General features: G+C 56.7%; 15 protein-coding genes. 11 read left to right on the top strand and 4 right to left on the bottom strand.

Annotated features, from left to right (window positions below):
* Position 1 precedes the first annotated feature (1 nt).
* The 7 genes from NR195_RS05175 to NR195_RS05145 all read left to right on the top strand — a co-directional run bounded on the left by NR195_RS05175 (position 2) and on the right by NR195_RS05145 (position 8,110).
* Complete coding sequence (locus tag NR195_RS05175; protein ID WP_033771476.1) at positions 2 to 601, top strand: DUF2291 family protein; 600 nt, start codon at positions 2 to 4, stop codon at positions 599 to 601.
* Positions 601 to 2,115 carry a sugar ABC transporter ATP-binding protein gene (locus NR195_RS05170; protein ID WP_182499945.1) on the top strand — a complete coding sequence of 505 codons (1,515 nt, stop codon included), beginning with the start codon at positions 601 to 603 and terminating at the stop codon, positions 2,113 to 2,115. Before NR195_RS05175 ends, NR195_RS05170 begins: the two co-directional genes overlap by 1 nt.
* Positions 2,116 to 2,117: 2 nt before the next feature.
* Complete coding sequence (locus NR195_RS05165; RefSeq protein ID WP_010246189.1) at positions 2,118 to 3,224, top strand: ABC transporter permease; 1,107 nt, start codon at positions 2,118 to 2,120, stop codon at positions 3,222 to 3,224.
* A gap of 189 nt (positions 3,225 to 3,413) precedes the next feature.
* A complete protein-coding gene (locus NR195_RS05160; RefSeq protein WP_039391653.1) occupies positions 3,414 to 4,244 on the top strand; it encodes a transketolase in 831 nt (276 codons plus the stop codon).
* The gene (locus NR195_RS05155; protein WP_010669881.1) at positions 4,237 to 5,181 is read left to right on the top strand and encodes a transketolase family protein; all 945 of its coding nucleotides are present in this window, start codon (positions 4,237 to 4,239) and stop codon (positions 5,179 to 5,181) included. Before NR195_RS05160 ends, NR195_RS05155 begins: the two co-directional genes overlap by 8 nt.
* 2 nt (positions 5,182 to 5,183) lie before the next feature.
* Complete coding sequence (locus NR195_RS05150) at positions 5,184 to 6,671, top strand: FGGY family carbohydrate kinase (RefSeq protein ID WP_256844204.1); 1,488 nt, start codon at positions 5,184 to 5,186, stop codon at positions 6,669 to 6,671.
* 20 nt (positions 6,672 to 6,691) lie between these two features.
* Positions 6,692 to 8,110, top strand: a complete 1,419-nt coding sequence (locus tag NR195_RS05145) for an L-fucose/L-arabinose isomerase family protein (protein ID WP_250327408.1) — start codon at positions 6,692 to 6,694, stop codon at positions 8,108 to 8,110.
* Between the two features lie 111 nt (positions 8,111 to 8,221).
* Here the strand turns inward: NR195_RS05145 and NR195_RS05140 are convergent, their stop codons facing one another.
* Both NR195_RS05140 and NR195_RS05135 read right to left on the bottom strand, forming a co-directional pair.
* Positions 8,222 to 9,352: a mechanosensitive ion channel family protein gene (locus NR195_RS05140; RefSeq protein ID WP_031592912.1), complete on the bottom strand. Its 1,131-nt coding sequence runs from the start codon at positions 9,350 to 9,352 to the stop codon at positions 8,222 to 8,224.
* 96 nt (positions 9,353 to 9,448) lie between these two features.
* Complete coding sequence (locus NR195_RS05135) at positions 9,449 to 10,183, bottom strand: flagellar brake protein (RefSeq protein WP_031592913.1); 735 nt, start codon at positions 10,181 to 10,183, stop codon at positions 9,449 to 9,451.
* Between the two features lie 211 nt (positions 10,184 to 10,394).
* On the opposite strand from NR195_RS05135, the gene NR195_RS05130 reads away from it, so the two are divergent.
* On the top strand, positions 10,395 to 10,643 hold the full coding sequence (locus NR195_RS05130) for a GlsB/YeaQ/YmgE family stress response membrane protein (RefSeq protein WP_010246168.1): 249 nt from the start codon (positions 10,395 to 10,397) through the stop codon (positions 10,641 to 10,643).
* A gap of 66 nt (positions 10,644 to 10,709) precedes the next feature.
* Here NR195_RS05130 and NR195_RS05125 read toward each other — a convergent pair whose 3' ends face one another.
* Both NR195_RS05125 and treA read right to left on the bottom strand, forming a co-directional pair.
* Entirely contained in the window at positions 10,710 to 12,809 is a 2,100-nt protein-coding gene (locus NR195_RS05125; protein WP_256844203.1) for a TonB-dependent siderophore receptor, read from the bottom strand.
* 191 nt (positions 12,810 to 13,000) lie between these two features.
* Positions 13,001 to 14,686, bottom strand: a complete 1,686-nt coding sequence (gene treA, locus NR195_RS05120; protein ID WP_158149392.1) for an alpha,alpha-trehalase TreA — start codon at positions 14,684 to 14,686, stop codon at positions 13,001 to 13,003.
* Between the two features lie 210 nt (positions 14,687 to 14,896).
* On the opposite strand from treA, the gene ghrA reads away from it, so the two are divergent.
* The 3 genes from ghrA to NR195_RS05105 all read left to right on the top strand — a co-directional run bounded on the left by ghrA (position 14,897) and on the right by NR195_RS05105 (position 17,915).
* Positions 14,897 to 15,838, top strand: a complete 942-nt coding sequence (gene ghrA / locus NR195_RS05115) for a glyoxylate/hydroxypyruvate reductase GhrA (RefSeq protein ID WP_010669887.1) — start codon at positions 14,897 to 14,899, stop codon at positions 15,836 to 15,838.
* A 39-nt stretch (positions 15,839 to 15,877) separates the two neighbouring features.
* Positions 15,878 to 16,615: a phosphatase gene (locus NR195_RS05110; RefSeq protein ID WP_256844202.1), complete on the top strand. Its 738-nt coding sequence runs from the start codon at positions 15,878 to 15,880 to the stop codon at positions 16,613 to 16,615.
* A gap of 604 nt (positions 16,616 to 17,219) precedes the next feature.
* Complete coding sequence (locus NR195_RS05105; protein WP_064691199.1) at positions 17,220 to 17,915, top strand: hypothetical protein; 696 nt, start codon at positions 17,220 to 17,222, stop codon at positions 17,913 to 17,915.
* Positions 17,916 to 18,360: the final 445 nt, after the last annotated feature.

Raw genomic sequence — 18,360 nt, 5'->3', positions numbered from 1 at the left:
CATGAAACGGATGCTGGCGGTATTGACCGGTATGGCGCTGCTCAGCGCCTGCACCGTGGTGGATCTGGATGCGGACGGTAAGCCGATCCTGCCGAAGGATCCGCACGCGAAACCCAGCTATACCACCCAGACACCGCAGCAGATTGCGGAAGAGACCTGGCAGCCGCGCGTGATGACCACCGCGAACAGCCATGCGCTGAGCTGGGCCGACATGGAGGCGAAAAGTCAGACGGTCAAACCCGGCGGGCGCGAAAGCGTCTTCGTGCGAGCCGGGGGGACAGCCAGCGCCTTTGATGAGAGTAACCCGCGTGAACGCACGCTGACGCTGATGATTAACGGCAAGCCGGTGGCGGTCAGTGTCGGGCCGGTGCTGCGCAGTAACGCTATCCGGGATGCCGCCGGTTTCCGTTTCGAAGAGTTTACCAATCAGGTGCAGTACGCCCAGCTGACGCGGGCGCTGAACCGTCACGCGGTGAAGCAACTGCCACCGCTGGATGCCAGCTGGGTCAACCAGCCGGTGCAGGCGCTGCTGGCCGTAACCATCGGGCAGAACAGCGTTGAAGATGTGGTAGCGGTTGAGCTGAAGCGGGGGACGCCCTGATGGACGATGAGATCATTCTGCGGGCCGAACAGATATCGATGCTGTTTCCCGGCACGCTGGCGCTGGATCGCGTCGACTATCGGGTCTGGCACGGCAAAGTTAACGTCATCATCGGTGAGAATGGGGCGGGAAAATCGACCCTGATGAAAATTCTGGCCGGGGTACAGCAGCCCACGGCCGGTTCGCTGTTCCTGAATGGCGAGCCGCTGACGCTGAGCAGCACCCGTGACGCCGCCCGACACGGCATCGGCATGGTGCACCAGGAGCTGAATCTGTTTGAGAACCTGACGGTGGCTGAAAACCTGTTTCTGGGCCGGGAGATCCAGCGCGGCCTGGCCCCGATCAACGAGGCGGAGCAGGCTCGCCGCACCGCCGCGCTGATGGCGCGCCTCGATCAGCCGATTTCACCCCATGAGCGGGTCGGTAATCTCAAAGTGGGTCAGCAGCAGCTGGTCGAGATTGCCAAAGCGCTGGCGGAAGATGCGGACATCCTGATCCTCGACGAGCCGACCTCGGCGCTGAGCAAAACCGAAGTGGAGATCCTGTTCCGGGTGATCCGCGACCTGACGCAGCAGGGCGTTACCGTGATTTACATCTCCCACCGGCTGGAAGAGCTGATGGCAATTGGCGACGTGATCACCATTCTGCGCGACGGGCGCTTTCAGGCCGAAGCGCCGGTCAGCAGCATCGATGTGCCGTGGATCGTGCGTGAGATGCTGGGCAGTGAACCGGTCACCACCTTCCTGCCGGAAGCGCGTGAGTTTGGCGCGCCGGTGCTGGAGGCGCAGCACATTACCTGCGTCAGCCCCAATGGCAATACCCTGGTGGATGACGTCAGTTTTCAGGTGCGGGCCGGGGAAATTGTCGGGATTTACGGGCTGATGGGCGCAGGCCGCACCGAGCTGTTTGAGTGTCTGCTTGGCAGTCAGCGCCACTATCTGGGCAAGCTGTGGCTCGACAGCAAACCGCTGCCGACCCGTCTGCCCACCGCTGACCGTATCCGCATGGGCATGAGTCTGGTGCCGGAAGATCGCAAACGCGCCGGGATTTTCCCGGTCTCTTCGGTTGCCAGTAATCTCACCATCGCCAGCCTGTGGCGGCGTCTGTCACATCGCTTTGCCATTGCCCACCAGGCGGAGCAGCAGGCGGTGAGCCAGACGGTGGGCAACCTGGCGATCAAAATCTCCTCGCCGGACGTGGCCATTAGCGCGCTGAGTGGTGGCAACCAGCAGAAAGTGGTGATTGGCCGCGCGCTGCTGACCAATCCGCGTCTGCTGCTGCTGGATGAGCCGAGTCGCGGCATTGATGTCGGTGCAAAAGCAGAGGTGTTTCGCATGATGGTGGCGCTGTCGCAGCAGGGCATTGCAGTTCTCTTCTCCACCTCGGACCTGAAAGAGATTATGGCGGTAGCCGATCGCATCCTGGTGATGTCGGGCGGCAAACTTACGGCTGATCTTCCCCGCGACCAGGCGGAAGAGGCAGCGCTGGTGAAAGCAAGTGCGCAGGGGTTCTGAGCATGAAAAGCAATGACAGCGTCGCGCTGACCACACTTCCGGCTAAGGCGTTCAGTTCACGTGAAAGCATTCTGCTGCTGCTTCTGAAGCTGCGCACTTTTATTGCGCTGATTCTGATCGTCGGCTTCTTCGCCATCACCGTGCCGGACTTTCTCGCCACCGGCAGCCTGGTGATCATGGTGAAACATATCGCCATCAACGCCTTTCTGGCGCTGGGCATCACCTTTGTCATTATCACCGCGGGAATTGACCTGTCGATTGGGGCAACGCTGGGACTGTGCGGCATGATCGCCGGCTGGCTGATTACCAAAGGCATTGTGCTGCCGATGTTTGGCATCGCTATTTTTCCCAGCGTCTGGGTGATTGTGCCGGTGGTGCTGCTGATCGGCGCGCTGATTGGCGCGGGCAACGGCTGGATCATTACCCGCTACAACGTGGCCCCCTTTATCTGCACCCTCGGCACCATGTACATCCTGCGCGGCGCGGCGATGCTTACCTCCGGCGGCGAGACCTTTCCCGGTCTGCAGGGGAATCCGCTGCTGGGCAACACCGGTTTCGATCGGATCGGTGCCGGAACCTTTCTCGGGCTGCCCTACGCCATCTGGATGATGGTGGTGCTGGCGCTGGTGATCGCCTACATCGCCCGTCGCCTGCCGTTTGGCCGTCAGGTCTATGCCATCGGAGACAATGAACGTGCCGCTGAACTGTCGGGTGTGAAAACCCGGCAGGTAAAAATTCTGGTCTACACCCTGTCGGGATTCTGCGCGGCGATTGCTGGCATCGTGGTCTCATCGCAACTGGTCGCCAGCCATCCGGCTAACGGCACCGCGTTTGAGATGAATGCCATTGCCGCCGTGGTGCTGGGAGGCACGTCGCTGGCGGGCGGACGCGGCACCATCCTCGGCACGCTGATTGGTGCCTTCGTCATCGGCTTTCTGGCGGATGGCCTGATCATGATGGGTGTCAGTGAATTCTGGCAGATGGTGATCAAAGGCATCGTGATTATCATCGCGGTGATCATCGATCAGACCCAGAGCCGGATGCAGCAGAAGGCGGCCGTGGTGGCTCAGAAAGCGTTAATCGAGGAGGGGACACCGGCAAAACCCTGACGGGAAAGTGCGTTGAACCGGACAGCGGGTGCCGCTGAGTGATTCCTGGCAGCGGACGGCCTGCCCGGTTTAATGGGCAGAGTAGTGAACAAAGGGCGGTTTAGTTTATTAGCCCCTTTTTTCAGGCACAAAATTTTTTAACCGACGTGAATATATATTCATAACCGATTTAAAATTCAGAGGTAGTGTATGAATCCTTTCAATCTTCCGGTCGATGACCTTGAGCGCCGGGCGCGGGCAATCCGCCGCCGCATCATCCAGCTTAACGCGGGCAGCCCGGCAGGCGGTCATACCGGCGCTGACCTGTCACAGGTAGAGATCCTCACCGCGCTCTACTTCCGCATTCTGAACTGCGCACCGGATCGTACAGAGGACGATCAGCGTGACATCTATATCCAGTCCAAAGGGCACGCGGTGGGGGGCTATTACTGCGTGCTGGCGGAAGCGGGCTACTTCCCGACCGACTGGCTGGCAACCTACCAGCATGCCGACTCGCATCTGCCCGGCCATCCGGTACGGCAGAAAACGCCGGGTGTTGAGCTGAACACCGGCGCGCTGGGTCACGGTCTGCCGGTGGCGGTGGGCATTGCTATCGCGGCGAAAAAAGATAACAGCCCGCGCCGCATCTTTGTGGTGACTGGCGATGGTGAGCTAGCTGAAGGCAGCAACTGGGAGGCGGCGCTGGTGGCGGCGCATTACGGCCTCGACAACCTGATCATCATCAATGACAAAAACAAGCTGCAACTGGCGGGCGCGACCCGCGACATCATGAACACCGATCCGCTGCCGGAAAAATGGCGCGCCTTCGGGCTGGAGGTCACCGAATGCAACGGCAATGAGATGGCGGCGGTGGTCGACACCATTGAAAACCTGCCGAAGAACGGCAAACCGCAGGTGATTGTGGCGCATACCGAGAAGGGATTTGGCGTCTCCTTTATCCAGAGCAAGGCGGAATGGCATCACCGGGTGCCGAAAGGCGAAGAGATCGCACTGGCACTGGAGGAACTGAAAGATGAGTAATGCACAACATTTAGCAAGCGTCATGGTCACGGCCTTTATCGACGCGGTGAATCGCGGTGTGGATCTGGTGCCGGTGGTAGCGGACTCCACGTCGACGGCCAAAATCGCCCCCTTTATCAAGGCCTTTCCCGACCGGCTGATTAACGTCGGCATCGCTGAGCAGACGCTGGTGGGCACGGCGGCCGGTCTGGCGCTGGGCGGCAAAGTCGCAGTGACCTGTAACGCCGCGCCATTTCTGGTGTCACGCGCCAATGAGCAGGTAAAAGTCGACGTCTGCTACAACAACACCAACGTCAAACTGTTCGGGCTGAACGCCGGGACCAGCTATGGCCCGTTAGCCAGCACGCATCACAGCATTGATGACATCGCGGTGATGCGCGGTTTCGGCAACATCGAGATCTATGCGCCGTCCTGCCCGCTGGAGTGCCGTCAGATCATCGATTACGCCCTTGAGCATGTCGGGCCGGTCTATATCCGTCTGGATGGCAAAGATCTGCCGCAGCTGCATGAGGAAAGCTACCAGTTCAGGCCGGGCGCGATCGACCTGCTGCGTGAAGGCAGCGACATCGCACTGGTGGCGATGGGCTCAACGGTTCACGAGGTGGTTCACGCTGCTGAGCAACTGGCTGAGCAGGGCATTTCAGCCGGTGTGATCGCGGTTCCATCGATTCGACCTTGTGATACCCAACAGCTGCGCAACCTGTTAAATCACTACCCAGCGGTGATTACCGTAGAGGAGCATAACGTTAATGGCGGTGTCGGCAGCCTGGTGGCCGAAGTGCTGGCGGAAGGCGGCTGCGGCATCCCGCTGTTGCGGCTCGGCATTGCAGATGGGGAATATGCAATTGCCGGCGATCGCGCCTCTACCCGTGCCCATCATGGCATTGATGCCAGTAGCGTGGTGAACAGTGCAGCGCGCATCTGCGCAGGAGCATAAACATGGTGGGACCCCTGATTCTGGCGATCGACGAAGGCACCACCAATGCCAAGGCGATTGCGGTTGATCGTGATGGCCGTGTGGTGGCACGCGGCAGCCAGAGCTTAACCCTGCAACATCCGCAGCCGGGACTGGCTGAGCAGGACCCTGTGGCGATCTGGCAGGCGGTAAAAGAGGCCATTACCCATTGCCTGGCAGCCTGTGGTGGTGCGCCTGTCGCGGCTGTGGCGATCAGTAATCAGCGCGAGTCGGTGCTGATCTGGCAGCGGCGTGACGGCAAGCCGCTGACGCCGCTGGTGAGCTGGCAGGATCGACGATCCGAGTCACTCTGTCGTGACCTGCATCAGGCGGGCAAAGCACCTCGCATCACCGGTTTGACCGGCCTGGCCGTTGACCCGATGTTTCCGGCCGCCAAGCTGACCGGGATGCTGGCCGCCATTCCTGACGGCGCGGCGCGGGCGGCGGCGGGTGAGTTCTGTATCGGCACGGTCGACAGCTGGCTCAGCTGGCAGCTCAGCGCCGGCGAGGTATTTATTACCGATCATGCTAACGCCTCCCGTACTCAACTCTACAGCCTGCATCTTAATGACTGGGACGACGAGCTGCTGACGCTGTTTCAACTGCCGCGCGCCGCGCTGCCGCGCATCACCGCCTCAGCCAGTGAACAGGGCGTGGTCGCGGTGAGTGATATTCCCGGCTTAGCGCCAGGCACGCCGATTCTGGCGCGCATCGGCGACTCTCATGCCGCCTTACAGGCGCAGCGGCGCGGCGAGTCTGAAGTGGTGAAAGCCACCTACGGCACCGGATCTTCCCTGATGATGTCCATGGCGACGCCGCTGCTGACGGAAAATGGCCTCAGCACCACCGTGGCCTGGCATGACGGCACGCTGCGTTATGCCTTTGAAGGCAACATCACCCACACCGGTTCCGGTGCCGCCTGGCTGGGCAGAATGCTCGGCGTGCAGGAGCCGCGCGAGCTCACCGCGATGGCGCAGCGCTGCGACGACAATCAGGGCATCTATTTTGTCCCGGCGCTCTCTGGCCTGGGCGCGCCCTGGTGGGATCTGCAGGCGCGCGGCATGGTGTGCGGATTGACGGATGCCGCCACACCCGCCGTGCTGGCGCGGGTGGCGCTGGAGTCGATCGTCTGGCAAATCGCCGACGTCTTTTTTGCCATGGAGCAGGCCAGCGGCCAGCAGCTTCCGGCGCTCTGTGTGGATGGCAGCGCCACCGAAAATAGCTGGCTGATGCAGTTACAGGCGGATGTGTTACAGCGGCCGTTGCAGCGGGTGCCTACCGCCGAGGTCTCCGCGCTGGGCGCGGCACTGCTGGCAGGCAAAGTGCTGGGATGGTGGCAGCAGGGCAGTGATATGCAGGCGCTGCAGGGCGGCAGCGTCATCATGCCGCGTGAAGAGCACGCGCAGCGTATGCAGGAAAACTATAAAGGCTGGATTGACGCCGTTGCACGCTGTCGTTATCAGCCACATTAATCCTTATCCGGAGCAGAGCCATGTCAACACTTCCTCAGCAGTTAACCTTCGGCGTCATTATTGGCAACCGGGGTTTTTTTCCCAGCTATCTGGTGGGCGAGGCGCGCCAGCAGGCGGTCGCGCTGTTTGAAAAGATGAATATTAATACGGTGATGCTGGATGAGAACCAGACCAACCTGGGCGGCGTCGAGACGCGTCAGGAGGCGAAAACCTGCGCCGCGCTGTTTCGCCAGCATCGCGAAGCGATTCACGGCATTGTGGTGTTGCTGCCAAACTTTGGTGATGAAAAAGCCATCGCGGAAGCGCTGCGTCTCGCCGGGCTGAACGTGCCGGTACTGGTGCAGGCCGAGGAGGACAATCTGGATAAAATGGGACTGGCGACCCGCCGCGACAGCTTCTGCGGCAAAATTTCACTCTGCAACAACCTGCGGCAATATGGCATCCCGTTTACGCTGACCCGTCAGCACGTCTGCGCCCTGAGCGGCGACGTGTTTATGCAGGATCTGCAGCGGTTCAGCCAGCTCTGTCGGGTGGTGAATGCTATGCGGCGGGTACGCGTCGGGGCGATTGGTGCCCGGCCCGCCGGATTCAACACCGTGCGCTACAGCGAAAAGCTGCTGGAGAAGATGGGTATCGCGGTGGAGACCCTGGATTTATCGGAGATCTTTACCCGCACCAACCGGCTGCGCGATGACGATATCCGCGTGGCAGAGAAGCGTGAAATCCTGGAGGCCAACGCCGATGCGCGGGGGATTCCGGGTGAAAAACTGGTGACCATGGCCAAACTGTTTGTGGTGATCAGCGAGTGGATCAGCGACAACGATATCGATACCACCGCCATCCAGTGCTGGACGTCGTTGCAGGAGAACCTGGGCATTAACGTCTGCTCAATCATGAGCGTGATGTCGGGCCAGCTGATGCCCAGCGCCTGCGAAGTGGATGTGATGGGGGCGCTGTCGATGTATGCGCTCGCCAGTTGCTCGCTGAACCCCGCCTCGCTGGCAGACTGGAACAACAACTTTGGCGACGAGCGGGACAAATGTGTGCTGTTTCACTGCGGTAATTTCGCCAGCGCCAGCCTGGAGTCAGCGACCATGGGCACGGCGGATATCATCGGCACCACCGTGGGCAAAGAGAACACCTGTGGCGCAGTGCATGGCCGCATGAAGCAGGGCGATCTGACCTATTTCCGCCTCTCTACCGACGACTTCAGCGGCGAAATCAAAGCCTATGTGGGAGAGGGAATGTCGGTCACCGATCCGCTGGACACGGTAGGTTGCCGTGCGGTGATCCAGGTGCCGCAGCTGGAGACACTGCTGGCGTGGATCTGCAGTAACGGCTTTGAGCATCATGTGGCGATGAACCACTCTGCCACGGCTGGTGTGCTGCAGGAAGCGTTCAGTGAGTATCTCGGCGTGAGCTGCTACCGGCATCAGTAAGCGGTAAGGCGGAACGGCTGAATGCAGGGGATGAAGCAGCCGGTGCGGTCACGATTCCGCCCGCACCGGCTTGTATGCCCGCCACTTCTGAAAAGGAAGGCGGGCACTGATTTAGCGCGCCATTCTGCGCACCTCGTCATCGTCATTCTGCACCGCAACCAGATCCACCGGTGGCAGATTGCCGCCGCTGAACTCCACCTGACGAATCGGGAAGGCGAAGCGGATATTTCGCTCTTCCAGTGCTGCCATCAGCTGCAGGTTAATCTCCTGCTGAATATCCATGTACTTGTTGTAATCCGCATCCAGCACAAAATAGACCACTTCGAAGGTCAGTTTTGAATCCTCAAAGGCCAGGAAGTGGGCACGGTCAAAACGGGTGGTCTCAACGCCCTGGATAATCTCTTTCACCAGCGGGCTGATCTCCCGGACCTGCTCTGACGGCGTGGCGTAGCTGATACCAAACTTAAAGACGATGCGGCGCTGCTGCATGCGCTTGTAGTTGTGGATCGTCTGCTGCAACAGAATGGTATTTGAGCAGACAATCTGCTCGCCACTCAGGCTGCGCAGTCGGGTGGTTTTCAGGCCGATATGCTCGATGGAACCGGCAATGTCACCGAAGACAATAAAATCGCCATGCTCAAACGGCTTATCAAAGCCTATCGCCAGCGACGCAAACACATCGCTCAGTACCGTCTGAATCGCCAGCGCAATCGCGATACCCCCGACCCCGAGACTGGCGACCAGTGCGGTAATGTTGATGCCCATGTTCGACAGAATGGCCAGGAACATCATGATCCAGACCACTACCCGCAGCAGAATCCCGAGGATCACCGTAGTGACCGGGTTGCGCACGTGCAGCGGGTCACGCAGCAGACTTTTCAGCCATAGCCGGATGCCACAGTCGAGCCACAGAGCGAGCTGCACAATCAGCGCCAGGAACCAGCCGTGCGCGATGGTTACACTCCACGACGCGGGCAGATCGACAAACTTCAGGGCAATCAGCAGCGAAAAGATCAGCAGCAGGGTCTGGCTGGTACTGCGCAATATCTCCACCAGAATCGCAGTGGCGCGAACATGACGATGTTCGCTGTAAAGGGCAATCCGGTTGGAGATAAAGCGAATCAGAGTACGTAATATCCAGTAAATCACCAGCGTGGACACCACCACGATGGCGCTGTTTAGCCAGAGTTCCTGATTAAAAAAGAGGGAGTGAAAACGACGTGAAGAGAGCCAGTTTTCCATTGGGGAGGGTCTCCTTGCTGGGTTCCGGTTTAAAAGAAAACAAGCAAGAAGCATAGCCTGGATGCGGCCCACCTGTGTGGCGCATCCGTAAAGCGGTTACTGGAATCGGGTCGATTTATCGCGAGCCAGGCGCTCAAGGGCAAAAATAATCTGCTGAAGCTGCCGCTCCTGCGCCGGGTTCAGCGTGGCAAAACGAAAGCTCAGTCGCGGTGTGATGCGGGTTTCATTTTTGCCGGTCACCACGCTGCGCTCGCCAATGCTCAGCAGCTTTACCGGCACGTCAAAATGGCCATACTCGCCCAGCTCGACCCGGAACGGGTTGAAGCTGTCACCGTCCTGCAACCCGTCCGGCAGCGCTTCATCGACCAGCACGCCGATACCGCCCAGCGACAGATCCTGCAGACGCAGGCGCGTTTTCCTGCCATCGGGCCACACGGTATGACACCAGAACTGCGGCTCCAGCGGAGCGCAGACCCGGAAAAACTCACGTCGCTGGATCTGCCACAGCAGGTCTGGCAGCGGCGCGCTGAAAGCGGGTAACCCTTCAAACTCCACGATTTCCAGCGCGGCGAGGCTGAATTCCACCTTAGCGCCGTAGGTTTCCGCAGTGATACTGAGATCGTCGCTGGTCAGGGCATAATCGTTATCCAGATTATTACTGCCGAGGTCAAACAGCAGGCGATCTTCATCGGCAGCCAGCATCCGGCTGATAAACTGCCCACGCGGAAAGCGCACCAGTAATGGCGTCTGCAATCGCAGCAGATCTTTCATAACGCCAAGAACCGCCAGCGTGCCACGTTTTAGATATTGTTCCTGGTCGGCTTCTTTCACGTCCTGCTCCACAAGGGGGGTTACTTTATTGATGCTGTTTTTTTTGCCTCGTCTCGGTTATCGGCGCGGCAAAAAAAAGCTTTAGCATGCTATTCATCAATAATAACTGTGAGCAGGCAGGCATTTTTTGAAAAGCTGGTTATACTTATCGCGGTAAACCGCTTGATTAATCAGGCGTTCACGATTTAATCAAAAAAGGAAGGAGCAACAGATGGGTATTATTTCCTGGGTCGTCTTTGGCTTAATCGCGGGTATTCTGGCGAAGTGGATTATGCCGGGTAAAGACGGTGGCGGTTTCATTCTGACTATCGTTCTGGGTATTATCGGTGCAGTAGTGGGTGGCTGGATCAGTACGCTGTTTGGCTTCGGCCGCGTCGATGGGTTTAACTTCGGAAGTTTCGTGGTCGCTGTTATCGGTGCCATCGTGGTGCTGTTCATCTACCGCAAAGTACGCAGTTGACCGTAAAGGTTTAAACGAAAAAGGGGACGAAGCGATTCGTCCCCTTTTTTATCTCTTATTTTGCTATCAGAAGTCGTAACCGACTGTCGCCATCACGCTGCGTTCCGCGCCCCAGTAGCAGAAGCCCGTACCGTAACAGCCTGCCACATAGGTGCGGTCGGTCAGATTATTGGCGTTGACCTGCACCCAGGCACCTTTCAGGCTGCTGTTCCAGACGCCGAGATCGGCCCGCACTGACGCATCAAACAGCGTCACAGACGGCACACGGGTGGTGTTTTCATTGTCCGCCCACTGTTTGCCGATGTAACGCACGCCCGCACCCGCACTCAGACCGTAATCAAACTGATAGTGACCCCAGAGTGCAGCCATGCTGTTGGGTGTGACATATGGCGTATGTCCGTCGTTGCCATCCACCGACTCTTTAAAGCGCAGATGATTCAGCGTATAGCTCGCCACGGTGCTCAGACGCGGGGTTAACTGATTACGCGCTTCCAGCTCAATGCCCTGTGAATGCACTTTGCCCGAAGGGGTAAAGAACGGCGTCGGTGCTTCCCGGTTCGCCACATCTTTCTGCGTCAGGTCATAGACCGCAACGCTATAGAGATCGCGGGTGCCGACCGGCTGATATTTCACCCCGGCTTCATACTGCTCCGCGGTGGTGGGCTTCAGCAGGTTATTGTTGGAATCGGTGAGCGCGGTCGGGGTAATTGCCTGGCTCCAGCTCACATAAGGCGAGATGCCGTTGTCAAAGGCATAGAGCAGCGCAGCGCGTCCGCTGATGTGATCATCCTGACGACGCTCATTGCCGCTGTTATTGGCGACGATGCGGTCATAACGACCGGAGAGATCCAGATGCCAGCGATCCAGCTTCATCTCATCCTGCAGATAAAGACCGGTCTGATAGTAGCGACGGGTTTTATCGGCCCAGGTGTAATCCGGCATGTCGCCTACCTGCTCGCCGGTCAGGGCATTGAGCTGACTGGCTGAACCGCCCGCCGCGCTGATCTCATTTTTGTAACGATGATACTCGGCACCCAGGGTGACGCGGTGCTCCAGTTCACCGGTGTCGAACTCCGCCTGTAAGCGGTTATCGGTGGACCAGGCAGAGAGCGACGAGCGCTCACCGGAGTAAGAACGGTTCAGCAGGTCGGGATTATTTTCATCCCAGCCAACCTGATAGACCTGATCGAGATCGACATTCGAGTGGCTGTAGCTGCCGGTCGAGTAAAATGACCAGACGTCGTTGAAGCGATGGGCGAAATCGAAGCTGTAGATCTGCTCGCGACGCTTGAACTGATCGAGATCGCTGTTGCCCTCATAAAAGCCGTTGCTCAGCTTGTAGCCGTTGTGTTCGGTGAGGCTGCCGTCACCCGGTACCGAACCGTGATAACCGCCCGACGGATCCTTCTGCAGATAGGCTTTCAGGATTAGATGTGTATCTTCGTCCGGCTGCCACATCAGCTGCGGCATCAGTGCATATTTCTCTTCGCGGGTGTGATCGTACTGGGTATCGCTGTTGCGGGTCACGCCGGTCAGGCGAAACGCCCACTGATCGTTGATGGCATTGGTATAGTCAAACATCGTGCCGGTGGTGGCGTTGCTGCCCGCCTGCAACTGGATGTGACCCTCTTCGCTGAACTGAGGACGCTTGGTGACCATGTTCACCAGTCCGCCCGGCACCGTCTGACCATAGAGCGCAGAAGAGGGGCCTTTGATCACGTCGATGCGCTCAAGGAAGGCGTTATCGACCTGCAATACATTGTAACTGCCACCGTCGCTCATCAGTCGCATGCCGTCGAGGAAGGTATTATCGGTATCGCCGCCATGGAAGCCGCGTAGCGAAATAGTGTCGTAACGCGTCGCGGCACCCCCAAAGTTGGTGAAGACGCCGGAACTATAGCCCAGCGCCTGATTCAGGGTCAGTGCGCCCTGATCCTGCATCTGCTGGCGGGTAACCACGGAAATCGATTGCGGCGTGGTGATCAGCGGACGATCGCTTTTGGTTGCGCCCTGGCTGGTCGTCGCCAGATAGCCCTGGGTCGGCGAGGTCGAATCTTCCTGCGGTTGCGCAGTCACCACCATATCGGCAGCAAAACTCAGAGCAGGCGCGGTCAGCGCCAGGGTGCAGAGGCGAACATAACCTTTCAGCGACAATGACAGTTTCATCAAAATTCCTTTCTTGGCAAAGGTTCAGGCAGGTGAATAAAAGCTTTGATAGGCAATCTCATTATCATAATGAGAATTATTACCTTTTGTAAATTGGCTGCAATTTTGCCTGTTGATGAAAGAAGGTCAAGTAAAATTCGCGGAAATGAAGTGGGGATACCCCCGGCAAGGCCAGAGGTATCCAGAGTGGATTAAGGTTGTGAGGCAGACGCCTGCGGAATATCGTGGGCGCTGTTACAGGTTTTATCTTTCGGGCAGTACTTATCCAGCAGTTTCAGCGTGACGCCGTTGGTCCAGCCGAAGCCATCCTGCAGCGGATATTCACCGCCACCGCCGCCGCCGAGATTTTTGCCATCAACGACATATTTCTCCACCAGCTTATGCTCACGGTCATAGGTGTTCTGAACGTTTTGCAGGAAGCGTAATCCCACCTCTTTCGCCAGTTTCGGCTGGTTGTAGTGCTCCAGACCTTCCACAGCGACCCACTGCAGCGGTGCCCAGCCATTGGGTGCATCCCACTGCTGACCGTTGTTTACGGTGGTGGTCACCAGACCGCCAGGTTTCAGCAGCTGTTTTTCTACCGCGCTGGCGGTGCTTTCAGCCTGCTTATCGCTGGCGACCTGCAGATAGAGCGGGAACAGCGCGGCAGCAGTCAGCTGAGGATGGACCTGCTTTTTCTGCCAGTCATAATCGGCGTACCAGTTCTGTTTGCTGTCCCACAGATAGCGGTTGATCGCCGCCTGGCGCTTCTCCGCGCGATCGGCAAACTGCTTCGCCAGATCGCTCTGCTTGTTCATCTGATAGCCTTTCGACAGGGTCAGCTCCAGATGGAACAGCAGGCTGTTGAGGTCAACCGGGGCCAGCTGCGTGGTACGAATTGTCGACAGGTTGTGCGCATCGGTAAACCAGCGCGAACTGAAATCCCAGCCCGACGCCGCACCGGAACGCAGCTCACGGTAGAGTTCAGCTTTATTGCGCTGCGGCGCTTTCTGCGCGGTGGCAATGTCATCCATCCAGGATTCTGTACGTGGCACGTCGCGCGCATCCCAGTAGCGGTTGAGCAGGCTGCCGTCCGCCAGCTTAATCACGCGCTTGCTGGCTGCGCCCGCCGCGACTTTATCGCTGTCTGCCATCCAGTAGTCATACTCTTTCTGCAGCTGCGGCAGATAACGGGTATAGGCTTTGCCGTTATCGTGCGTCGCCAGCAGATCGACCATCAGGCTGAAGAACGGCGGCTGTGACCGGCTCAGATAGTAGCTGCGGTTGCCGTTGGGAATGTGGCCATAGCGGTCGAGCAGCGAGGCGAAGTTATCCACCATATCCTGCACTTTATCCCAGTGTCCGCTCTCGGCCAGCCCCAGCATGGTGAAGTAGCTGTCCCAGTAATAGACTTCACGGAAGCGCCCGCCTGGCACCACATAGGGTTTGGGCAACGGCAGCAGCGAGTCATACTGACCGGCGCTGCTGGTGGTACGCGTCAGCACCGGCCACAGGCCATCAATGTGGTCACGCAGGTTTTGTCCGGCTGGTGGCACATATTTGTCACCGGCCGCGGGCAGGGTAAAGTTGGCATCCACAAAACGCTTAAGATCGAAATTGCGCTGTTTCTTCTGCATCTGCCAGTCGGCAAGAATTGAGGCGGGATCGAATTTCGGCACCGCATCCGCAAAGGTCTTTTGATCGGGATAGAACTTCGCCTGTTGCACGGCATTAAACAGCGGTCCTAAACGAACGTCAGGCGGCTGCGGCTGATTATTCAGCATGCGACTGTTGTCGTCGGCCTGGGCAGTGAAGGCGGGTACGCTCAGCAGCAACGTGAGCAGAAAGGGCGCATAACGCTGACGCCGTGGAGCGGCGTTTACCTCAATTTTTGTCATCGGTTTTTCTCCTTGTCCGAAACGCGGCCGCGCGTAACGCATTGACCACAGGACCAACTTTAGACCTTATCTGACCACTTCACCCTGAAGCGAGCCGGAAATGTGAAGCCACGGGAATTATTTTTATGGAAAAAACCGCTTTATTACGCTGGTTTTTTCTTGCTCTCACCTCGCTTTTCCCTGACGCTGAAAGAAAAAAAGGAGAGCAGGATGGAGATCATCTGGTATCACCCGTCGCAGTCTGCAGCGGCCTGGATTAACGGTTTACAACAGCGTCTGCCCCAGGCGCGGGTGCGTGCCTGGCAGCCAGGCGATAACGGTCCGGCTGATTACGCGCTGGTCCGTTCGCCCCCCACAGAAATGCTGCAGGGACGCGCCACCCTGCGCGGCGTCTTTGCGCTGGGGGCAGGCGTGGACGAGATTCTGAAACAGCTGCAGCAGAACCCTGAGATGCTGCCCGACAGCGTGCCACTGTACCGGCTGGAAGATACCGGCATGGCGCGGCAGATGCAGGAGTATGCGGTTCATAGCGTACTGAGCTGGTTCCGTCGTTTTGACGACTACCGTCTCCAGCAGCAGCAACAGTGCTGGCAGCCACTGCCCGCTTACACGCGTGAAAACTTTACTATCGGCATCCTGGGGGCGGGCGTGCTGGGGCAGAGCGTGGCGGAAAGCCTTAAACCCTGGGGATTCCCGTTACGCGTCTGGAGCCGCTCACCCAAAGAAATTGATGGCGTGACCAGCTTTGCCGGTCGCGATGCATTGCCTGCCTTTCTACAGGAGACGCGGGTGGTGATCAACCTGCTGCCGAGCACGCACGAGACCATTAATCTTATCGACCACCACTTTTTACAGCAGCTGCCGCACGGCGCTTTCTTCCTCAACATCGCGCGTGGCGCGCAGGTGGTGGAAGAAGATCTGCTGGCCGCGCTCAATAGCGGGCAGCTGAAAGCAGCGGCGCTGGATGTCTTTCAGGTTGAACCACTGCCCGAAGCGCATCCGCTCTGGTCACATCCGCGCGTCACGATCACGCCCCATAATGCGGCGGTAACCTTGATCGACGAAGCTATCGACTACATCGCCCGCGCCATCACCCAGGACCAGGCAGGCGAGCCGCCGCAGGGCAGGGTGGATCGTCAGCGCGGCTATTAATGAACCGGCCCCGTCAGGGGCAATCAGCAGGAGAAGAGGATGTATCCGGTAGATCTGCATATGCACACCATCGCCAGCACGCATGCTTACAGCACGCTGCACGACTACGTGACTCAGGCGAAGCAAACCGGCATGAAACTGTTTGCTATTACCGATCACGGCCCCGACATGGCCGACGCGCCGCACTACTGGCACTTCATTAATATGCGCGTCTGGCCGCGCGTGATCGATGGCGTGGGTATTCTGCGCGGTATCGAAGCCAATATTAAAAATCAGCAGGGCGAAATCGACTGTTCCGGCCCGATGCTCGATGCGCTGGATTTGATCGTCGCCGGTTTTCACGAGCCGGTTTATGCGCCGCGCGACCGGAAACATCATACGGATGCGATGATCGCTGCGATGGCGGGCGGGCTGGTCCATATCATCAGTCATCCAGGCAACCCGAAATTCCCGGTCGATATACCGGCTATCGCCGAGGCAGCCGCGCACTACGATGTGGCGCTGGAGCTGAACAACTCCTCCTTTACCCATTCGCGTCCGGGCAGTGAACCAAACTGCCGGGCTATCGCTGCCGCGGTGCGCGATGCCGGTGGACGGCTGGCATTTGGCTCCGATTCCCACACCGCGTTTACGCTGGGTCACTTCGATCACTGCCTGCGCATCGCCCGCGAGGTGGAATTTCCTGAGGATCGGGTGTTAAATGTCACGCCGCGTCGCCTGCTCGACTTTCTGGAGCTGCGCAGCGGCAAACATATTGCTGAACTGGCTGACTTTTAGCGCCATGCCAGGTAAGCAACACGCTCACCATGATGAAAATCCCCGCTTTTATCTGCGGGGATATAATGACTGAGGCGAGTATTTTACCGTAACGTGTTCTCTTATCAGCCCGGAAAGGGCGTGTGGCAAGACCTGAAGCTTAAAGCTGAGAGAGCACTTAATAACTGAAAAATGGTCTCAATCGTTCGGGTTAGCAATGTCAACGGGGCGGTTCGTCCGGGCGGGTAATGGCGTAAATTTTAAGTTCTACTCTGCTCTTTATTGATCGCGTTAGATCAAAGCGTAGAATTACCACGCCTGGTAACGCGCTTTACTAATTTAATAGTTAACCATGCTAATAGCAAAGCTGAAATTATTATTGCTATGAATAATGCATTCGCTGTTGAAGGGAAAATTTGAAATGGATTTACGATTTCACCGAGCTTCATGTAAGCATCTTCCGAAAGGGTTCTGAAGATGATTTCCGGGATCACTATAAGATAAAATAGAGTAAATACGGTGTATAAAGCCAGCCACTTGATCCTTTTCATAAGCCATTCTCTTTGCATACCTTTCACTTCAGTATACAATCGTTGCATAAGGAATTCTACACAAAGGGATGAGTATGAGCATGTCTTATCTTAAGATTAAACTTCAGGCAGAGCGAACCATTGCGCTTAACTTTGAGAAGGCACTTGCTGAGTTACATCAAACAATGCTTGATACAGGAAGGGGGATTGTGTCTGGCGCTCAACGTGCAAGCGGCTATGGTTCATGCTTTTTTGATGACTACAAGGATGTTTGTAATCAACTTAAGCAGGAAGATTTGCGATACCTGAAGCAACTCAGAATGCTGTTTACCCGGCAGGACGTGGTTTTAGAGATGGTAGAAATATACTTCAGAAAAAAACTGAGCCGTATTGGTGATACAGGCATCCAGAACATACAGAGACTGTTAGCTGAAAAAGCGTCTGATTATGCTTCTGGTAAATTCTCTAAACTTGCTATAGCACAGTTAATCGCTCTCGTTATTACACAATCCCGGGATTTCAAACAGTCACATATTAATGTAATTAATGCTACAAGTTCGTATGCCGTAACCGCTTTTAAATTTTATGGTAAGTTTGAGATTGCCACAAAAGCAGCAAGAAAATTACGCTTCGATGATGCGGAGTATTACTTCGACTTATATAATGCTAATTTAGAAATGTTCTATTATTTGATTGAGCCGGAAATGTCTAAAATAATCTATTTGAAAAATTCAGGTTCCACTAGCGAAGAGCAGATTTTAAATCTACTAAACAAGATTTTAATAAAATGAAGGCGATCCTTCGCTGGCTATATGCCTGGGTAAGTCAATCCTTCTTTGGACTTATACCACCAGCGGCCGGTCTGGTCGGGGCCATTTTTTTTGTAAGCGTTTTTCCTACATATGGTCTGCTGTTCGCTTTTCTATGGATCCTTTTAATTATTTATTTTTGTGGAAAATATTTTCGCTATTACTAGTGGAGGTAAGCCCTCGTATGAAAAGTGCTTTTTATTTTATTCTATTTTTTTATGAAAATTTACGAATTTGATTAGCCTGTTATTGCATATCTTCATTCCGCCTGGCTAATAGTTCATCAGAATCAGAAGTTGCTGGATGATGTATTCTGAAGTTTTCTATGCAAAATTAACCAGTTGCTTTAAGATTTTTTCTGAAGTATGAACTCACTTTCTGGCTGAGATAGCCAGGTGTAAGGGTCGATTACTCAGAGTCCCGGTCA

This window comes from Pantoea sp. Ft-CA_14 (genome assembly GCF_024520875.1).
Classification (GTDB): Bacteria; Pseudomonadota; Gammaproteobacteria; order Enterobacterales; family Enterobacteriaceae; genus Pantoea; species Pantoea agglomerans.
This window is presented reverse-complemented; position numbering and strand designations above follow the sequence as displayed.